This is a genomic window from Enterococcus sp. AZ067, assembly GCF_051715005.1.
GTDB classification, from domain to species: domain Bacteria; phylum Bacillota; class Bacilli; order Lactobacillales; family Enterococcaceae; genus Enterococcus_D; species Enterococcus_D casseliflavus.
This window is the reverse complement of the sequence record NZ_JBIOSY010000001.1, coordinates 3023280-3041394: the sequence shown is the minus strand read 5'-3', so window position 1 is coordinate 3041394 and position 18115 is coordinate 3023280. Positions and strand designations below refer to the sequence as shown.

The 18115-nt window shown below is 43.4% G+C and carries 15 protein-coding genes; 10 read left to right on the top strand and 5 right to left on the bottom strand.

Annotated elements, in window-relative coordinates; translation table 11 throughout:
- Positions 1–270 precede the first annotated feature (270 nt).
- Positions 271–933 (bottom strand): GntR family transcriptional regulator, encoded by a 663-nt coding sequence (locus IGI82_RS14470; RefSeq protein ID WP_074535457.1) that lies wholly within the window; start codon positions 931–933, stop codon positions 271–273.
- A gap of 180 nt (positions 934–1113) precedes the next feature.
- On the opposite strand from IGI82_RS14470, the gene IGI82_RS14465 reads away from it, so the two are divergent.
- Both IGI82_RS14465 and uidA read left to right on the top strand, forming a co-directional pair.
- Complete coding sequence (locus IGI82_RS14465) at positions 1114–2400, top strand: PTS sugar transporter subunit IIC (protein ID WP_074535458.1); 1287 nt, start codon at positions 1114–1116, stop codon at positions 2398–2400.
- A 5-nt stretch (positions 2401–2405) separates the two neighbouring features.
- Entirely contained in the window at positions 2406–4166 is a 1761-nt protein-coding gene (uidA, locus tag IGI82_RS14460) for a beta-glucuronidase (protein WP_438842384.1), read from the top strand.
- 282 nt (positions 4167–4448) lie between these two features.
- On the opposite strand, the gene IGI82_RS14455 is transcribed toward uidA, so the two are convergent.
- Positions 4449–5240 (bottom strand): L-threonylcarbamoyladenylate synthase, encoded by a 792-nt coding sequence (locus IGI82_RS14455; RefSeq protein WP_438842383.1) that lies wholly within the window; start codon positions 5238–5240, stop codon positions 4449–4451.
- A 322-nt stretch (positions 5241–5562) separates the two neighbouring features.
- Here IGI82_RS14455 and IGI82_RS14450 point away from each other — a divergent pair, with 322 nt between their 5' ends.
- From IGI82_RS14450 to IGI82_RS14420, 7 genes are all read left to right on the top strand, one after another.
- On the top strand, positions 5563–6483 hold the full coding sequence (locus IGI82_RS14450) for a cation transporter (protein WP_015510258.1): 921 nt from the start codon (positions 5563–5565) through the stop codon (positions 6481–6483).
- Positions 6484–6541: 58 nt separating this feature from the next.
- Positions 6542–7378: a YitT family protein gene (locus IGI82_RS14445; RefSeq protein ID WP_005234105.1), complete on the top strand. Its 837-nt coding sequence runs from the start codon at positions 6542–6544 to the stop codon at positions 7376–7378.
- Between the two features lie 270 nt (positions 7379–7648).
- Complete coding sequence (locus IGI82_RS14440) at positions 7649–9247, top strand: mannitol dehydrogenase family protein (protein ID WP_438842382.1); 1599 nt, start codon at positions 7649–7651, stop codon at positions 9245–9247.
- A gap of 3 nt (positions 9248–9250) precedes the next feature.
- Positions 9251–10327, top strand: a complete 1077-nt coding sequence (gene uxuA / locus IGI82_RS14435; RefSeq protein ID WP_438842381.1) for a mannonate dehydratase — start codon at positions 9251–9253, stop codon at positions 10325–10327.
- A 16-nt stretch (positions 10328–10343) separates the two neighbouring features.
- Entirely contained in the window at positions 10344–11732 is a 1389-nt protein-coding gene (uxaC, locus tag IGI82_RS14430; protein ID WP_438842380.1) for a glucuronate isomerase, read from the top strand.
- A 139-nt stretch (positions 11733–11871) separates the two neighbouring features.
- Positions 11872–12198: an MGMT family protein gene (locus tag IGI82_RS14425; protein WP_438842379.1), complete on the top strand. Its 327-nt coding sequence runs from the start codon at positions 11872–11874 to the stop codon at positions 12196–12198.
- Positions 12195–12902, top strand: a complete 708-nt coding sequence (locus IGI82_RS14420; RefSeq protein ID WP_005234110.1) for a GntR family transcriptional regulator — start codon at positions 12195–12197, stop codon at positions 12900–12902. Before IGI82_RS14425 ends, IGI82_RS14420 begins: the two co-directional genes overlap by 4 nt.
- 95 nt (positions 12903–12997) lie before the next feature.
- Here IGI82_RS14420 and IGI82_RS14415 read toward each other — a convergent pair whose 3' ends face one another.
- Positions 12998–14197: an enolase C-terminal domain-like protein gene (locus IGI82_RS14415; protein WP_005234111.1), complete on the bottom strand. Its 1200-nt coding sequence runs from the start codon at positions 14195–14197 to the stop codon at positions 12998–13000.
- A 289-nt stretch (positions 14198–14486) separates the two neighbouring features.
- Here IGI82_RS14415 and IGI82_RS14410 point away from each other — a divergent pair, with 289 nt between their 5' ends.
- A complete protein-coding gene (locus IGI82_RS14410; RefSeq protein WP_115232716.1) occupies positions 14487–16316 on the top strand; it encodes a glucose PTS transporter subunit IIA in 1830 nt (609 codons plus the stop codon).
- A gap of 53 nt (positions 16317–16369) precedes the next feature.
- Here the strand turns inward: IGI82_RS14410 and IGI82_RS14405 are convergent, their stop codons facing one another.
- Positions 16370–17140: an ABC transporter permease gene (locus IGI82_RS14405; RefSeq protein ID WP_005228499.1), complete on the bottom strand. Its 771-nt coding sequence runs from the start codon at positions 17138–17140 to the stop codon at positions 16370–16372.
- Positions 17133–18068: an ABC transporter ATP-binding protein gene (locus tag IGI82_RS14400; protein WP_005228500.1), complete on the bottom strand. Its 936-nt coding sequence runs from the start codon at positions 18066–18068 to the stop codon at positions 17133–17135. Before IGI82_RS14400 ends, IGI82_RS14405 begins: the two co-directional genes overlap by 8 nt.
- Between the last annotated feature and the right edge of the window lie 47 nt (positions 18069–18115).

Genomic DNA, 18115 nt, shown 5'->3' with positions numbered 1-18115 from the left:
TCTGTAAATCGAATCAAGGGATAGGAAAGAAGCATTTGAAGCGATCACTCATGATAGATGGCGAAAAAAATGAATCACGAAGTTCGGAGAACCAGCAGGAGCGATCATTCGTTGTCAAGTGATAATTAGGGGGGAACGGATGAATATACTTAATCAGTCATGTTAATGTCTGAAGCATAAAAGACCAGTCCGGAAACTATCGGACTGGTCTTTTATGCTGGTTCGCAATCAAACAAGCAACCCTATGTCTGCAGCTTCCAGCGTATAGAATTAATCAAAGTACTCATGAAACTCACCATAAACAGCTTCATAATTTTCATCAACGAGGTCTAAATGACGAGAAACTAAATTTGCGATAAGGTCTGCATCTTTGGCTTTCAGCGCTTCATAAATATCCCAATGCTGCTGCAGGATGTTCATCCAGTCAAAGTCTTTTACTTTTAAGGTCAAATGGCGGTAGCGATTCAAATGAACATTTAAATCCAGCAACCAAGTATAAACATGTGTTTTATCGGTCACCAGGTAAAAAAATTGGTGAAACTCTTCGTCCAATTCAAAGAATTTTTCCGAGTTGCCGTTTTTTAGGTAAATCTCTTGCATCTCGACGATTTGCCGAAGGGATTCAATTTGTGCATCATCAATAATTCCAACCGCTTCAACCACAATAGCAGATTCTAATTTTTCTCGTACAAATTTTGCTTCCCGAACTTGCTGCATATTTATTTTGGAGATAAACGTTCCGCTTTGAGGTCTTATGACTAACAACCCTTCTCTTTTCAGTTGAAGAATGGCCTCTCTAACGGGAGTATCACCGATATCCAGCATAGACACAAATTGTTTTCTTGAGATTTTTTCCCCAGGCAATAATTCCAATCGAATAATCTTTTCTTTAATGATGTGATAAGCTTCATCTTTATAGCTTGCTATAGTCATTTGGCGTCTCCTATTTTTATTAATATATTAGTTTGTCTTTTCAGTATAACTAATAAAGATAAAAAAAACTATTGCAACCTTTGAAAGCGCATGCTAATATTCTAATATATTAGTTAACAAGTGCACATTTTAATTAATAGCAAAGGAAGAAGTTTATATTATAGAGAGAAGGAGAAACAGATGGAAAAAATAATGGCTACTTTTGATGGGGTCTTGGCAGGGGTCACGAAATTCAGTAATAATAAGTATATAAAATCGATTTCTGATGCAATGATGGCACTGATCGGTATTATGATTTTTGGTTCATTTGCAGTTATTTTTCGTGCATTCCCAATACCAAGTGTTGCGGAATTTTTCGTCACTATCGGACTTGATGTGTTTTTTGGCGCAATCAACAATTTGACGATTGGTGCAATTTCAATTTATCTTGTCTTTTTGATAGCAAAAAATTTGACGGCCAAATTTAACTTGGGAGAAGATGGTACAACTGTCGGGTTGATTGCAATCATGAGCTTCTTGATCTTTACACCATTAGGCAATTATACCGTCGACGAGGCTAATATCACTGCGATTCCACTTACTTGGATTGGAACGAGCGGTATGTTTTCTGCAATAATAATTGGGCTTTTAGTTGGTCGAGGCTATGTATTTATTAAGGAACGGAAGTGGACAATCAAAATGCCTGCGAGTGTCCCACCCATGGTATCGCGTTCATTCGAAGCACTGATCCCAACTATTTTATTGGGTACACTTTCCGGTTTTGTCGCGTACTTGTTTAGTCTTACTTCCTTTGGCAATCTGCATCAGCTGATTTTTACGATCGTTCAAACGCCGTTGCAAGGAGTCGGAAGTTCTATCTGGGCGGTCATGCTGATTATTGCTTTTCAACAATTTTTGTGGTTCTTGGGTATTCATGGAACGAATGTTATTGGACCAATCGTCACACCGATCTGGATGGCTTTGAATGTTGAGAATCTGACTGCCTATGAAGCAGGGCAGCCATTACCGAATATTGTTACTCATGCATTTATCAATATCGTTTGCTGGGGAGGATCGGCATTGGGACTGGTCTTGCTGATGCTGTTTGTAAGCAAAAGCCAACGCTATAAAGAGATGGGAAAAATTTCGATCATCCCAGCATTATTTGGTATCACTGAACCGGTAATTTTTGGAACTCCATTAGTTCTAAACTTTAAAATGGCTGTACCTTTTATTTTCAATAATTCGATTTGTTTAGGAATCGCGTACTTCTTAACCAATATCGGATTCATCGAACGAACGATTGGTGCACAAGCGATCTTTGGATTGCCAGTAGGGTTTCATGCTAGTATTGGCGGTAGTGTATCGATCATTATTCTGCAGCTTCTTTTGCAGTTGATTTTGTCGCCGATCCTTTGGTATCCATGGTTCAAATTGATCGATAAAGATGCATACTTAGAGGAACAAAAACATGCAGAAAGCAGGTAGATAAAATGTTGTATCCCGTGATGAATGAAACACGTTCGCTGATCGATTTAAGCGGCATCTGGCGTGTTCAAGTTGAAAAACAGAATGAAGCAATTGATCCAGCGAAACCTTTGAAAGATCCTTTCTTGATCGCGGTACCAGGGTCTATTGATGACCAAGTAATTGATGAAACAATTAGGAAACATGTTGGAAACTTCTGGTATGAAACAGAAATGATGATCCCGATTTCTCTAATGGATGAAAGAAAAGTGTTGCGCTTTGCCTCCGTGACTCATGAAGCAGTTGTTTATATCAATGGAATAAAAGCAGCTCATCATATTGGCGGATTTACTCCCTTTGAAATAGACATTGATTCTTTGGTTCATGCTGGGAAAAACGATTTAAAAGTGTGTGTTTCAAATATCTTGGATGAAAGTACACTGCCATGTGGATTTTATCAAGAAAAAAATGGCCGACCATCGGTAACACCTCGTTTTGATTTTTACAATTATTGTGGTATCCATCGTCCTGTGAAACTATACACAACGAAAAAAACATATATTGATGATATCGTGATCCATTATGAGTATCACGGTGGGGTAACAACGGTTCGGCCAGAAGTGTCTATTACTGGGAACTATGATACCATCAAGCTGAAAATTTGGGATGAAGACAATCAGTTGATCGCCCAAAGCAGTGATGTTGAACAACCGCTAGTAATCTCTGAAACTCGACTCTGGCAACCGTTGGATGCTTATCTTTATCGAGTGGAGGTATCGCTCTTTGATAAAGAACTTTTGATCGATACCTATACTGAAGAATTCGGTGTTCGAACGATTCAAATAAAACAGAATAAAGTCTATATCAATGATAAAGAGTTTTATTTTAAAGGTTTCGGCAAACACGAAGATTTCCCTGTATTAGGTAAGGGGTACAACGGCGCTGTTGCGAATCTGGATAAAAACCTTATGAAATGGCTGGGTGCGAATTCTTTTCGAACATCACACTATCCTTATTCAGAAGAAGAAATGCGGCTTGCTGATCGTGAAGGAATCGTTGTTATTGACGAGGTTCCCGGTGTGGGACTGTTTACTAATTTTCACGTAGATGTCAATTTGAACAATAACAAGAAGAATACTTGGGAAACGCTGAGAACACATGAGAACCATCACAAGGTGATTCAAGAGTTGATTGAACGTGATAAGAACCATGCATGTGTGGTTGTATGGGCGATCGCGAATGAGCCAGCGAGTCATCAAGAAGGTGCCGGAGCATATTTTAAACCGTTGGTTGAATTGGCTAAAGCATTGGACCATCAAAAACGGCCTATTGTGATACCAAACATCGTCAATGCATCGCCAGATTTAGATCAAGCAGCAGAACTCGTTGATATTCTTTGTTTGAATCGCTATTATGGCTGGTATATAGAGCACGGGGATCTTGACTCTGCAATGATAGGGCTTCGACAAGAAATTGAAAAGTGGCACGAAAAGTACCCTGATAAACCGATCATGTTTTCTGAATTCGGAGCGGACACGATTTCAGGCTTGCATTCACTCTATCGGACACCTTATTCAGAAGAATTCCAAATTGATTTTTACAAAGCCAATTTTGAAGTGCTGGATGCTTTAGATTACGTTGTTGGGGAACACTTATGGAATTTTGCTGATTTTGCAACAGCTGCGAATATTCGTCGGATCGATGGCAATAAGAAGGGGATATTTACTCGCGACCGCAGACCAAAATCGATTGCCTTTGAAATCAAAAAACGCTGGGAAGCACGATAAGAAAACATACCTTTACCCAACGGATGGCTCAAACAGCAATCTATACAGCAGATAGACTAAACGATGTCCGATTTCTTAAACGTATGGTTGCTGGATGCTCGAAAAATCAAGCGAAAGAATCAATGAAATTGCTGAAAAAAAGAGAGTGAAGACTCGCAAGGCGGTCTTCACTCTCTTTCGTTTGTTTCGATGACAGTTTCCAACTGCTGTTGAATCTGACGAAATATAGCTGTACTGATTTAGAATAGAGGATCAACAAGCGTTTGTCTATTACAAAAAGACTTAATAGTACTCCCCGTGGCGATAGTCCCATGAGTTGAAGTGATCAGAAAGGTACATTTGGATTTTTTCAACATCGAGTCCTTTACGGATCAAAACAGGTGCGGGAGTGATGGAGCGTTGGTCTCCTTGCTCAGGAATCAAGTTGCCGTCTTTATCAACGAAAGAAACCATGACTCCTTGCTCATAGCGGGTTTCCAGCGTTTTGTCTGGTTGGATCGATGCAACATAGTTGTTGCCTTCAATGATTAGATCGGCTTCTTGCGCGATTTGTTCACCGATCCCTTCAACAAGTCCGCGGTTTCCTTTGCCTGAAGGGTTCGCTGAGCTGGCGAAAAGCAATTTCTTTTTCTGATCCCAAAGTTCTTTTGAAATCTGCTCACCAGGGACACCGAATTTGATCACAAAACAGCTGGTTCCCCGAACGTCCGTCATCAATTCTTCTGAACCATCGTTTGGGATATAGGCTTTTCCTGATTCTTTCCAAGGCAAAATCGCACCGAATAACACGTCATTGTTCCAGCAAGTTTCGTAAACGGCGGCGGTTTCCGCATTTAATTCGGCTAATTCATGTAGCTGTTCCAATGAGCTGCAAAGAACGACGCCTGGTTTGTTACGCTTGCGATTCTTTGCTGAAAACTTGCGTTCCAGCCCTTTTTTATCAGAGACGGCAATGATATAGCCGACTTTGGTTGGGCAAACGATCACTTTGCCTTCTTCATTCAAATAGTTGATCGCACGTTGATTTGGTTCTCCTGTCCATGGGACTTGTTTTGTTTCTTTCACTCTCTTCATCCTCCCTGTCTTCCAATGAATCGCCGTCATGAAAAATATAACGGAATATTCTGAAAATTCTGATTGAATATGGTTACCCTTGATGATAAGGGAATCAATCTGTGTAGTCAAGGGGATTTACACCAGAATGTAAAAAGAGAGGAAGAGGAAAACCGTATATACGTCATTAGAGAATAGAGTGAATGATTGACAGCAACACTATTTTTTTCCGCTTTGTATGAAAAAATTGACTGTTTTTCATGTTATTTATATGGGAAGATAGGCTTATAGATAGAAGAACGCAATCAAAAGAATAGTTTTTTTGTGAAAGATGAGGAATATCATGAGTGAAAAGAAAAAAATACGCAAGCTTTTGTTGGCATCGATTGTCGCTGGGAGTATCTATGGTGGCGGTGCCTTGCTTTTTGGGTTGCTGGTCAGTTATAACGTCCTCTTGTTAGATGGGGTCTATACATTGATTGGTGCAGTGATGTCACTGATTGCTTTGTACGTGGCAAAATATATCCAAGCCCAAGATTTTGAACGTTTCCCATTCGGTAAAGAGGCATTGATGCCATTAGTGGTATTTATTCAATATAGTATCATCCTGCTGATCTCAATTTATGGGATCATTGAGTCTGCTTTTAGTTTATTACACGTCAGTGATGGCATGATTGATCCAATCGGTTTGTATTTCTCGCTGGTTGGTACGATCTACTGTTTCTCTTTTTACTTGTACTTAAAAAAGAAACCACTGACCCATCCCTTTTATTGGGTGGAACTAGAACAATGGCGTTTCGGCTTTTTCTTTAGTCTGGGTGTCGTCGGTTCATTTCTTGTGTCCTGGCTGATCCAAGCCAGTCCCTATGGGAATTTTGCGATGTATGTCGACCCAATCATCTCCATCGGGATCACCTTGTTCTTTATCCAGCTTTCGATAAAAGAGTTGAAAGCAGCGATTTTAGAATTGACTTCCTCTACCCCAAAAGAAGAACTGCGGGAGACCATCATGACGATCGTTGAAAAAGAATTGCGCGCAGAAGAAGTGGTGGACTTTGTGTTACGTACCGCCAAAGTCGGTAATCAAGTCATTGTGGAATTAGATGTAGTGATTTTACCTGCAACTCCTCTCGATACAGTAGGTCAGCAAGATCCCTTGCGAGAACGATTGAATCAGGCAATCAGCCAACAGATTTCCGGTTATTCCCTCTGGCTAAACATAAATTTTGTCGGTGACATCAAATGGGCGTATAGTGAGGAGTAAGAATGGCTGCAAAGCAGCTTGAATAAACCGTGAAAATAACAGAGAAAAGAGGAAACAAATGACAATTCTGAAAACCTATGGAAAAATCACCGCAGCACTTTTCTTGTTAGCGGCAAGCATCAATTTATTTTTAGGACCGCATCATGTGGCAGCTGGCGGTGTCAGCGGAATCGGTATTTTATTAGAGTCAGCACTCGGTTGGGATCGAGCGGCTGTGATCATGGTCTTGAATATTCTCATGCTTATTCTTGCCTATGCCTTTTTAGGGAAGGGGCCTTTTTTGAAAGTCCTCTATGGTAGTTTTGCTTTTCCAGTAGCAATTGCTTTAGTCCCAGAATATATGGTGGCTGAAGACCGGTTGCTTTCCGTGATTTTTGGCAGTGCAATTTTTGCTTTAGGAGTAGCGATTTTGTACAAAAATCAGTCTTCCAGCGGCGGCACAACGATTCCACCGCTGATTTTCAAGAAATACTTTAATTTGAATCCAGCGATTGGCTTGCTGGCGACCGATGCGATCGTTGTTTCCATGAACTTGTTCGTTTTCGGGTTTGAAGAGTTCTTGTTTGCGATCTTATCGATCGTGATCACCTCTGGTGTGATGACCTACATTGAAACCGGCTTTAACCGAAAGAAATCTATCATGATCTTAAGTGAGAACCACGTGAATGAGATTCGAGAAGCGGTCTTTGATAAAACAGCTCGGGGTGCGACCCTGTTGGCTGCCCAAGGCGGTTACCAGCAAGCCGACAAGCAAGTGCTGCTGATCGTTGCCAGCGACCAAGAGTTTATGCAGATCAGACAAATCATTGAGACTATTGACCCAAAAGCGTTTGTGATCGTCAATAATGTCTCGGAAGTACTGGGGCAAGGTTTTAGTTATCATCCCATTGAATGATGCGAAACACAGTCAAATTCTGCTATGCCTATTACAAAACACAGCGAAGTGAACGCCACTTCACTGTGTTTTTTTGTCTTGTTCATTTAACGCAGTAAGGTCAAATCAGAAATGGAACAGTCTAGAGAAAATACTAGCCTTTGTTCGCAGGGAAGAATCATTCTTGCGAACAAAAAAATTGCAGGTTTCTCTCTTGAAAATGCTTGCATTTTTCTTTTGTGTAGATTAGAATACTAATATATCAGTTTGTGTAATTTAAGGAGGATATTCATGTTTGATCACAATGTCTTGAAAAAGGCGCACGTCATTTTTCCTGCTGAAAAAAAAGCAGCGATTGATGCTCAAACAGCAATACAGCCGAGATGGCTTCATTTTGGCGGAGGAAATTTATACCGAGCGTTTCATGCAGAAATCGCACAATCCTTGATTGATCAGAACGAATTATCGAGCGGCATCGTTGTCTGCGAAACATTTGATGAACAGATAATCGATCAAGTATATACACCTTATGAGAATGATATTCTGGAAGTGATCATGCATGAGGATGGTCAATTAACGAAAAAACTTTTGCAATCGACAGCTGCCAGTTATTATTGTCATCCATCTTGCACCGATAGTTATCAAAAGGTACGTCAGCTGTTTAGCGATCCTTCTGTGCAGCTGGTCACCGTAACAATCACAGAAAAAGGCTACGGCTTAAAAGACAGTCAGGGGAATTTTTTGCCTGTCGTACAAGCGGATCTCGCTGCGGGTCCTCATCAGGTCAACCATACAATGAGCATTTTGGCTAGCTTTTTATGGGATCGTTTTCAGGCAGGGGCACTTCCGATCGCTATGGTCTCTACCGACAATTTTTCGCAAAATGGGCTCCGTTTCCAAGCTGCGATTGTCACCATTGCAAAAGAATGGCAAAAGCTGGGGCATGTTTCAGAAGCGTTTGTCCGATACTTAGAAAACAACGCGCAGGTGACGTTTCCGTGGTCAATGATCGATCGGATTACGCCAAATCCTTCAACAGCAGTTGCAGAAGAATTAGCAGCAGCTGGCATTCAGCAGCAGCCAGTCATCCGTACCGACAAAGGAACGAATATCGCTCCGTTTGCTAACACAGAGGCGACTCATTACTTGGTGATTGAAGATGATTTTCCAAATGGTCGCCCGAATTTGGATAAAGCGGGGGTGATCTTGACGAGTCGAGAGATCGTCGACAGAACCGACAGTATGAAAGTCACAACTTGCTTGAATCCACTGCATACGGCAATGAGTTTGTTCGGCTGTTTACTCGGCTATACATCCATTGCTGCGGAAATGATGGATCCAGATATTGTCGCTTTGATCAAAGGAATCGGCTATCGTGAAGGCTTACCGGTAGTGGAAGATCCAGAGATTATTCAGCCAGAGAAATTTATCGATGAGGTGGTCGGTCTTCGTTTACCGAATCCCCTGATTCCTGACACCCCACAGCGGATCGCCGCAGATACCTCACAGAAAATCGCCATCCGTTTTGGCGAAACCATCAAAAAGTATGTGGAGAAAGAAGGCTCGGCTTCTGAGCTGACTTACATTCCCTTAGCGATTGCTGGCTGGTTGCGTTATCTCTTAGCGATCGATGATGAAGGCCATCCATTTGTCCCAAGTCCTGATCCCCTCTTAGCAGAATTGCAAGAGATTTTACGGGAGTGTCAGTTGGGGACAGCCGCCGATGTTCAAGGGATCATTCGACCAATCTTAGCAAATCCGCAGATTTTTGGTTTGGATCTCTATCAAGCAGGAATCGCTGAAAACGTGGGTCACTTGTTCACTAAGATGCTAGCAGGAACCGGCGCAGTCCGTAAAACATTACATGAAACAGTAGAAGGGATCGAATAAAAAATGGAAATGACATTTCGTTGGTATGGAAAAGAATACGATAAAATCAAGTTAGCAGATATCCGTCAAATTCCTGGGATGAAAGGCATCGTCGGCACACTTTTTGATTTGCCTGCTGGAGCAGTTTGGCCCAAAGAACGGATCAAGGCGCTCGTGGAAGAAGTCGAAGCAGCTGGACTTTCTCTGAAGGTGATCGAAAGTGTCAATATTCATGATGACATCAAGATTGGCTTGCCTTCGAGAGACCTGTATATCGAAAACTACAAAGAAACGATTCGTAATTTGGCAGCATACGGGATCGAAGTGATCTGCTATAATTTTATGCCGATTTTTGATTGGATCAAAACGGATCTCGATTATCGCTTAGCCGATGGCTCTTCTACGATGGCATTTGAAAAAGCAGGGATCGACAAAGACCCAGAAGAGATCGTCAAAGAAGTTGAGGAGTCAAGCTCTGGCTATACCTTGCCAGGCTGGGAACCAGAACGTTTGGCACATGTCAAAGAATTGTTTGCTGCGTATAAGGATGTCGATGATGACAAATTAAGAGAAAACTTTGCTTATTTCCTAAAAGCCATCATTCCCACCTGCGAAGAGGTCGGCATCAAGATGGCTGTTCATCCAGATGATCCTCCCTATTCGATTTTTGGTCTGCCGCGTATCGTTAAAAACCGTGATGATCTGGATTGGGTCTGCAACGTGATCGACAGTCCGTCAAATGGTATCACACTTTGTACTGGCAGTATCGCCGAAGACCCAGCCAATAATGTCTATGAGATTTTGGCTGAGTTTTGTCGCCGGGATCGGATTCCTTTTGCCCATGTTCGTAACATTCAATACTTGGGCAATGACAAAGACTTTTATGAAGCACCGCATCTTTCCTCTGAAGGCTCGTTAGACATGTATCAGATCCTAGAAGTGATGTACAAAAATGGCTTTGACGGCTATATTCGACCAGATCATGGGCGAATGATCTGGGGAGAAACGGGACGTCCAGGCTATGGCTTATATGATCGGGCGATCGGCGCTTCCTACTTATTAGGGTTGTGGGAAGCCATCGACAAGAGCGTGGGGCGTTAAGAAAAGGAGCGAAAAAATGTTTTTAACTGACGATTTTATTTTGAAAAACAGCTTTGCCAAAGAGTTATACCATGGGTATGCAAAAAAGCAGCCGATCATTGATTACCATTGTCATTTAGATCCGAAAGAGATTTTCGAAGACCAAAACTTCACCAATCTGACCCAAGCGTGGCTGGCGGGGGACCATTACAAATGGCGCTTGATGCGAGCCAATGGTGTTGCAGAATCTTTGATCACTGGCGATGCTGACGACTACGAAAAATTCTGTGCTTGGGCGCAGACCTTGGAGGCTTGCATTGGCAATCCCTTATATGTCTGGACCAATTTGGAATTGAAGCGAATCTTTGGTATTGATGAGCGGTTGACACTAGCCAATGCAGCAAGCATTTGGGAAAAAGCCAATCAACAGTTGCAGACGAAGGAATTTTCACCACGAGGGCTGATCAAAAAGATGGAAGTTGAGGTGATCTGTACGACGGATGATCCCATTGATTCGTTGACGTATCATCAAAAGCTGGCAGAAGAATCCTTTGCTGTGTATCCTACCTTTCGTCCTGACAAAGCAATCAATCTGCAGAATTCAGAATTTCCAGCATACCTTAAGCAATTGGCTGCAGCTGCGAGCAAAGAAATCACTAGCTATCAAACGCTGGTTGAAGCATTGGCCGTACGTATTTTTTACTTCCAGCAACGGGGCTGTCGTTTAGCAGATCACAGTCTATCACGTCTTGGAGAGGAAGCCTACGATACCACTGCACTTGAAGCGATTTTTCAGAAGCGTTTGACTACTGGGACACTGACTAATGAAGAAATCAGACAGTTTCAAACCGGTTTGCTGATTGACTTGATGCGCCAATACGCAAAGCAAGGCTGGACCGCGCAATTGCATCTGATGGCGACTCGCAACAACAGTCAAAAACTTTTCCAACAACTAGGACCTGATAGCGGCGGTGATGCGATGGGGGACGATCGTCTAGCGAGGGGCTTAAGTCGGACATTGACGCAGCTTCAGGCGGAAAGTTTATTGCCGAAGACGATTTTGTATTCACTGAACCCCAAAGATTATCCAGTGTTGACTGCGCTGATGGGGGCGTTCCAAGAAGAGAGCAAAGGCAAGCTGCAATTAGGCTCTGCTTGGTGGTTCAATGATACGTATTCTGGTATGCGACATCAGTTGACGACCCTAGCAGAAGGCGGGATTCTTGGAAACTTCGTCGGCATGCTGACGGATTCTCGCAGCTTTTTGTCTTATCCACGCCACGAGTATTTCCGGCGGATTTTGTGTCAGGTGATCAGTGAATGGGTAGAAGACGGACAACTACCAGCAGATGAAATATATTTAGGGCAGATCGTCGCAGATATCTCTTATCACAATGCGAAAACCTACTTTGATTTTCCAAACTAATGACTACTCGATTCGTTCTTGGCTTGCTAGAGAAGGAATCGAGTGTTTGTATGGCTATTGCTAAAGTTGCGTCTGTTCATTTACTATTGGCAGGGAATCCAGTACTATGATAGAAAGAATCAAAGAAGGAGCGAACAGTATGAATCCATTCTATGAAGAAGTCTATGCGCTGGCGCGGCAGATCCCTTTTGGTAAAGTCGTCTCCTATAGTCAGATTGCGTGGAAATTGGGACAAATCAACGGCACGCGAGCAGTCGGTCGAGCGATGCGCTTGAGCCCTCAGGATGTCCCTGCCCATCGAGTCGTGCGGGCAGATGGCGTCTTAGTTGGTCCCACCGCCAATGGGCGAAAAGCAGCCCTCGTCGATGAAGGGGTGGTCTTCAAAGCCAGTGGTCGTATCGATATGAAGGCTTGCAGTTGGTCCATGAGCGAGATCGCTCCCGCTCAAATGAAGGAGCCATTATGAAAAAACGTGAATTTATCGTGCAAGATCTGTTGAGTAAAATCTATCAGGAAGAATTTTCTGCCGGCAAATTACCCAACCAAAGAACCCTTGCGCAAACCTATGGCGTTTCGCGGTTTACGATCCAGCAAGCAATCAAAAACCTTGAAGAGATCGGGATCGTCAAAGTGGTACAAGGTTCAGGGATTTTTATCCATGAAAAATGGGTCAAAAACCCAATGATCTTTAATTCCTTGACCCGCACCCCTTATGACCGCATCCATTCCAAAATGATTTCCTTGAATAAGGCGGCAGCAACGTTGGATGAACAGCAGATTTTCCAAATAGGCCCAGACGAGGAAGTCTGGACCTTTGAACGAGTGCGGATCGTCAATTACAAAATCGAACAGCTGGAAACCTCTAAATTGCCCGTCAGCCTATTTCCCGAATTGACACAAGAAATCGTGGAGCACTCGATCCAACGCTATGTCGAAAGCTGCGGATACCGCATTTCCCACTACATCACAAGCTATACCCCCATCACCACATCGACCGCGCAATCGGGTATTTTATTGTGCAAGCGGGGAACACCGGCAATGCAGATCAGCAATCGGGCGATTTTAGAAGACGGCCGCGTGTATGAGTTCAGCAATATCGTTGCCATTGATTATGCCGTGACCTACATCCGTCCCTTTGACCGTGAGATCCATCGCTCACGCATCGATTGATTTTTAGGAAAGCAAATGTGCCAGTTGCGTCGTCTTTACCCAGAGAGAAGAAAGACATCCCCTGTCGATTGGACAGGGGATGTCTTTTGTTGTGTTTAAGGAGTGATCAAAGTGCCGTCTGGTGTACGGCTCTGGGTCCATTCGTGAGGACGGTAAACCACGGGAAATTCCGCAGCTGCTGCTTCATCGAACGTGATTCCGATCCCACTTTTCTCGATGGGATAAAAATAGCCGTTTTCAGGTTGTGGACTACCACCAAAGACCGACTGGGTATTTGCTGGGATCGCAATCGTTTCTTGGATCGCGGCATTGTGGAGATGGATATTTAGATGGGTGTTGACGGCTAAGCCGACAGGGCTGATATCAGACGGCGTATGCCAAGCGATCCGAATGCCCATCGCATCGCAGAAGTGAGCCAATTTCAATGCTGGCGTGATCCCACCGATTTGTGAGACATGGGCACGCATAAAGTCAATCTGTTGATTTTTGACTAGCTCTTGCCATTCCATCGGATTATTGAACAATTCGCCGGTCGCGATCGGGGTCGCCGACTGGCTGCGGAGTTGCTGCAACCACTTGTTTTGATCCGGCGGCAAAATATCTTCTAGGAAAAAGAGATTGAAAGGCTCAGCGGCTTTTGCAAATTGAATCGCTTGGTTTGGATGCAGCCGTTCATGCACGTCATGCAGCATTTGAAATTGATTGCCGTATCGTTCTTGGATCGCAGCAAACATTTTCAGTGTTGTGTCCATGTAGTCTGTTTGATCAAAATAGGAACCAGCGATGGGCTGATCGGGTGTTTGCAGTTGGCTAGGATTTCCACCATAAAAGCCTAATTGGCAACGGATATAGCGATACCCCTCAGCCAAGAAGCGATCGATTTCTTGATAAAGGTCTTCGAGATTATCTGCCACGGCATGGGTATAGGCGGGAATCGCCGTACGCGCTTTTCCACCTAACAGTTGATACAATGGCATATCGGCTAATTGTCCCTTGATGTCCCATAAAGCCATGTCGACTCCTGAGATGGCATTGTTGGTGATCGGACCATTCCGCCAGTAAGAATTGACATTCATCACTTGCCAAAGATCTTCGATTTGATTGGCATCGCGGCCAAGTAAGAGGGGGCGTAAATACTCGTCAACGACGGTTTTTACGGCTAGTGGGCGAAACTGGAAGGTTGCGCAACCTAACCCAGATACGCCTTTGTTCGTTTCTACTTTAACGACAACAAGGTTATGACGATCAGGTTTGATCGCAAAGGCTTTGACGTCGGTGATGATCGTTGGTGTCATTTCATTCACTCCAATTTTTGTCTCTAGTTGCTATAGCCATTGAAACATGCTTGGCAACCGCTGTCAATTTGGTCTAATAAAAACTGGATATACACCATAAAACCAGTCCAATTTTTGATTGATTTATAATGAAACGTTGATATATAGCGTTTTTATTCTGTTTTTATCAAAAAAGGACTGGTTTTACAAGTCTGTGTGAGCATGCTACTATGTGTGTGAAAACGGAAACACCTGAAAGGGCGCCCGTCAAAAGGATCAGGACCGTTAGCAAACAACAGGGGGAAAAAAAATGACCAAAGAAGACATCGTAAAACAGATCATTAAAGATGTTGGCGGATCAGACAATATCAACAATGCATGGCACTGTATGACTCGCTTGCGTTTTGATTTAAAGGATGAGAAAAAAGTCGACTATGCGGCGTTAGAAAAAACACCCAAAGTCGTAGGAACAAAATATCAAAGCAATCAGCTGCAAGTAGTGATAGGAACGGATGTTGCTGATTATTATGCACCTTTAGCAAAAGAATTAGGTCTTGATGAAGCGAACCAAGGGGAAACATCAGAGAAAAAAGGAGCCGTTTCCTTATTTATGGATACCGTTTCTGGCGTTTTTGGTCCGATCGTTCCAGCTATCGCTGGCGCAGGAATGATCAAAGGATTGATGGCTGGATTGGTGGCATTGAATGTCATCTCTAATCAAACAGATACCTATTTAGTGATCGACATGATTGCGAGCGGCGTATTCACATTCTTGCCATTTTTTGTTGCTGCTTCTGCCGCTCGGATTTTTAAAACCAATCAATATTTAGCGATCGCAATCGCGGCAACACTGCAATTTCCAACGATGACCAATGCGGTAGCCGAAGGGAGCATTTCCGCCTTTCGTTTGTTCGGCGTATTGCCAGTACCCGTCTTTAACTATGCAGGGACAGTGATTCCCATTATCTTTGCCGTGCTGGCGCTCAGTTATATTTACCGTTGGGTCGATAAACTCTTACCACAAGTGCTGCGTACCGTTTTTACACCGACGATTTCGTTGTTTGTCGCTGGTATCTTGACATTAACGGTCATTGGCCCAATCAGTATCCATCTAGGAAACTTATTGGCTGCTGGCGTGGCTGGATTATTCACTATCTCGCCTGTCTTAGCAGGAATCGTGGTAGGGGCGATTCGACCAATCGCAATCTTCACGGGACTGCATCATGCCATGACCCCGATCGCTTTGCAAAACTTTGCCAATCAAGGATATGATATGCTGATGCCAATGATGTTTATGGCAAATATGGCAATCACCGGCGCAACAGCAGCTATTTATTTCAAAGTCAAAACCAAAGAAGAAAAATCGATCATTCTATCGTCGGCGGTTTCAGGATTGTTAGGGATCACAGAACCTGCGTTATTCGGAATTTTGTCGAAGTATAAAAAAGCCTTTATCGCGGCAACAGTTGGTAGTTCTGTAGCTTCTGCCTTCATCAGTTTCTTCGGTGTTCGTATTTATGGGTACATTCTTTCAAGTATCTTTAGTTTGCCAGCCTATATCGGGGAATACTTTATCTACGCCGTTCTAGGGATCATCTTGGCGATCGGCTTATCCTTTGCCATGAGCTGGTTCTTGGTACCAAATCAAGTAGCAGAAGGCGATCGTTACACCAACGAAGTTGATCTGCATGCCGTGACCCATGGTGAATACGTCCCATTAGAAGATGTACCAGATGAAGTTTTTTCAACGAAAATGATGGGAGAAGGCTATGCCATCGAGTCACAAGATGGCCAAATCTTTGCACCAGTCAGTGGCGAAGTCACCACTGTGTTCCCTTCAAAACATGCCGTCGGGATCAAAACCCAAAACGGCGTTGAAGTTCTTGTGCATATGGGGATCGATACAGTTTCCCTTGGCGGTCAAGGCTTTGAAGTCTTTGTCAAAGCTGGGGAGCAAGTCACTCCGCAAACCAAACTGGCACAAATGGATCTGCCGTTTATCAAGCAGCAAGGCAAAGAAACCATGGTGATCGTTTTGATCACCAACATGGATCGCGTGCAACAATTTTCTGGAAGTACTGATTTAGAAGGCAGACACCAAGCCGGTGCATTACTGGAAAAAGTCGTTTTGAATGCCTAATAAAAGAAAAAAGATGAGCTTCGTTAACGAAGTTCATCTTTTTTTCTTTGCAATTAACTACGCAGCCCGCGGCCTTTTTGGATCAAGTACCAGCATACGCTGTATAAGACGACAATGAACAAGACCAAAATACCGATGGAGAGGAAAATCGGGACATCGATGGTGCCCAAAAAGCCGTAACGGAAACCAGAGATCATATACACGATCGGGTTGACTTTGGAGATCGTTTGCCAAATTGGCGGCAGCATGCTGATGGAGTAAAAGACGCCTCCAAGATAGGTCAATGGTTGTAAAACAAAGGTTGGCACGATGGAAACATCGTCAAAGGATTGGGCGAAGATCCCATTTAGCAACCCTGCTAATGAAAATAAGATGGCGGTCATGACAAGGGTTAAGACAACGATGACCCAAGAATAAACATGTAATGGGACGAAGAAAAGGGAAATGATGGTCACCAATGTGCCCACCAAGATACTACGTCCAAGTCCGCCAAAGACAAAGCCCCAAATGATGACGTGGGTAGGGACCGGCGCCACTAAGAGTTCCTCAATGTTTTTTTGAAACTTCTGTGAAAAGAAGGAAGATGACACGTTAGAGTAAGAACTAGTGATCGTCGACATCATGATCAGCCCAGGAACGATAAATTCCATATAAGAAAAGCCGCCCATTTCGCCGATGCGGCTGCCGATCATTTTCCCAAAGATAATAAAGTATAAGGAAGTAGTGATGACGGGTGGGACGAGGGTCTGCACCCAAATCCGTAAATAGCGGTTGGTCTCTTTGACCGCTAAACTTTTTAAGGCTGTAAAATAAAGACTAAACATGGTTTTCCTCCGCTTCGTGTGATTCTTCGGTGATTTTCAAAAATAGTTCTTCCAAGCGATTGGATTTGTTGCGCATGGAGAGGACATTGATCCCTTGCTGACTGAATTGGGCAAAAAGATCGTTGACGCCTTGATCTCGAGCGACTTCAACAGCGATGGTCTGTTCATCTTCCATTTGGATCGGATACCCAGTGATCGTTGGTGCTTGCTTGATCGGTGCGATATCAAAAAGAAAGGTTTCAAATTGCAGTTTTGCCAATAAGGACTTCATGCTGGTGTTTTCGATCAGTTCACCAGATTGGATGATCCCGATGTTGCGGCAAAGCATTTCCGCCTCTTCTAAATAATGGGTCGTCAAAATGATCGTTGTGCCCTTTTGGTTCAATTCCCGCAAAAAGCTCCACATTTCCCGCCGTAATTCGATATCGACACCTGCCGTCGGTTCATCCAAAATCAATAGCCGTGGTTCATGCATCAGGGCACGAGCAATCATCAAACGGCGTTTCATCCCGCCCGACAGCATCCGCGCACGAACATTGCGTTTTTCCCACAAATTCGACTGCTTCAAGTATTTTTCGCTGCGCTTGATGGCTTCGTTGCGAGGGACACCATAATACCCAGCTTGATTGACAACGATCTGCTGGACCGTTTCAAAGGGATTGAAATTGAATTCTTGGGGAACCAGACCAATCTGTTGTTTGACTTGGACCAATTCTTTGTCTAAATCGTAGCCGAAGACTTTGACGCTTCCCGAAGATTTATTGACAAGAGAGGTGATAATGCCGATGGTGGTGGACTTTCCAGCGCCGTTTGGGCCTAACAAGGCATAAAAGTCGCCTTCTTCCACCGTCAAATTTATGCCCCGCAACGCTTCAACGCCGGTAGCATAGACTTTGCGTAAATCGGTTAGTTCTAGTGCATAGGTCATGTTTGTTTGAACTCCTTCTATGTATGATGGTTTATTCTATCATTTTT

Bases quoted from the DNA above. Each gene is read 5' to 3' on its own strand.
- IGI82_RS14470 (WP_074535457.1), bottom strand. From the start codon at position 933: ATGACTATAGCAAGCTATAAAGATGAAGCTTATCACATCATTAAAGAA.
- IGI82_RS14465 (WP_074535458.1), top strand. From the start codon at position 1,114: ATGGAAAAAATAATGGCTACTTTTGATGGGGTCTTGGCAGGGGTCACG.
- uidA (WP_438842384.1), top strand. From the start codon at position 2,406: ATGTTGTATCCCGTGATGAATGAAACACGTTCGCTGATCGATTTAAGC.
- IGI82_RS14455 (WP_438842383.1), bottom strand. From the start codon at position 5,240: ATGAAGAGAGTGAAAGAAACAAAACAAGTCCCATGGACAGGAGAACCA.
- IGI82_RS14450 (WP_015510258.1), top strand. From the start codon at position 5,563: ATGAGTGAAAAGAAAAAAATACGCAAGCTTTTGTTGGCATCGATTGTC.
- IGI82_RS14445 (WP_005234105.1), top strand. From the start codon at position 6,542: ATGACAATTCTGAAAACCTATGGAAAAATCACCGCAGCACTTTTCTTG.
- IGI82_RS14440 (WP_438842382.1), top strand. From the start codon at position 7,649: ATGTTTGATCACAATGTCTTGAAAAAGGCGCACGTCATTTTTCCTGCT.
- uxuA (WP_438842381.1), top strand. From the start codon at position 9,251: ATGGAAATGACATTTCGTTGGTATGGAAAAGAATACGATAAAATCAAG.
- uxaC (WP_438842380.1), top strand. From the start codon at position 10,344: ATGTTTTTAACTGACGATTTTATTTTGAAAAACAGCTTTGCCAAAGAG.
- IGI82_RS14425 (WP_438842379.1), top strand. From the start codon at position 11,872: ATGAATCCATTCTATGAAGAAGTCTATGCGCTGGCGCGGCAGATCCCT.
- IGI82_RS14420 (WP_005234110.1), top strand. From the start codon at position 12,195: ATGAAAAAACGTGAATTTATCGTGCAAGATCTGTTGAGTAAAATCTAT.
- IGI82_RS14415 (WP_005234111.1), bottom strand. From the start codon at position 14,197: ATGACACCAACGATCATCACCGACGTCAAAGCCTTTGCGATCAAACCT.
- IGI82_RS14410 (WP_115232716.1), top strand. From the start codon at position 14,487: ATGACCAAAGAAGACATCGTAAAACAGATCATTAAAGATGTTGGCGGA.
- IGI82_RS14405 (WP_005228499.1), bottom strand. From the start codon at position 17,140: ATGTTTAGTCTTTATTTTACAGCCTTAAAAAGTTTAGCGGTCAAAGAG.
- IGI82_RS14400 (WP_005228500.1), bottom strand. From the start codon at position 18,068: ATGACCTATGCACTAGAACTAACCGATTTACGCAAAGTCTATGCTACC.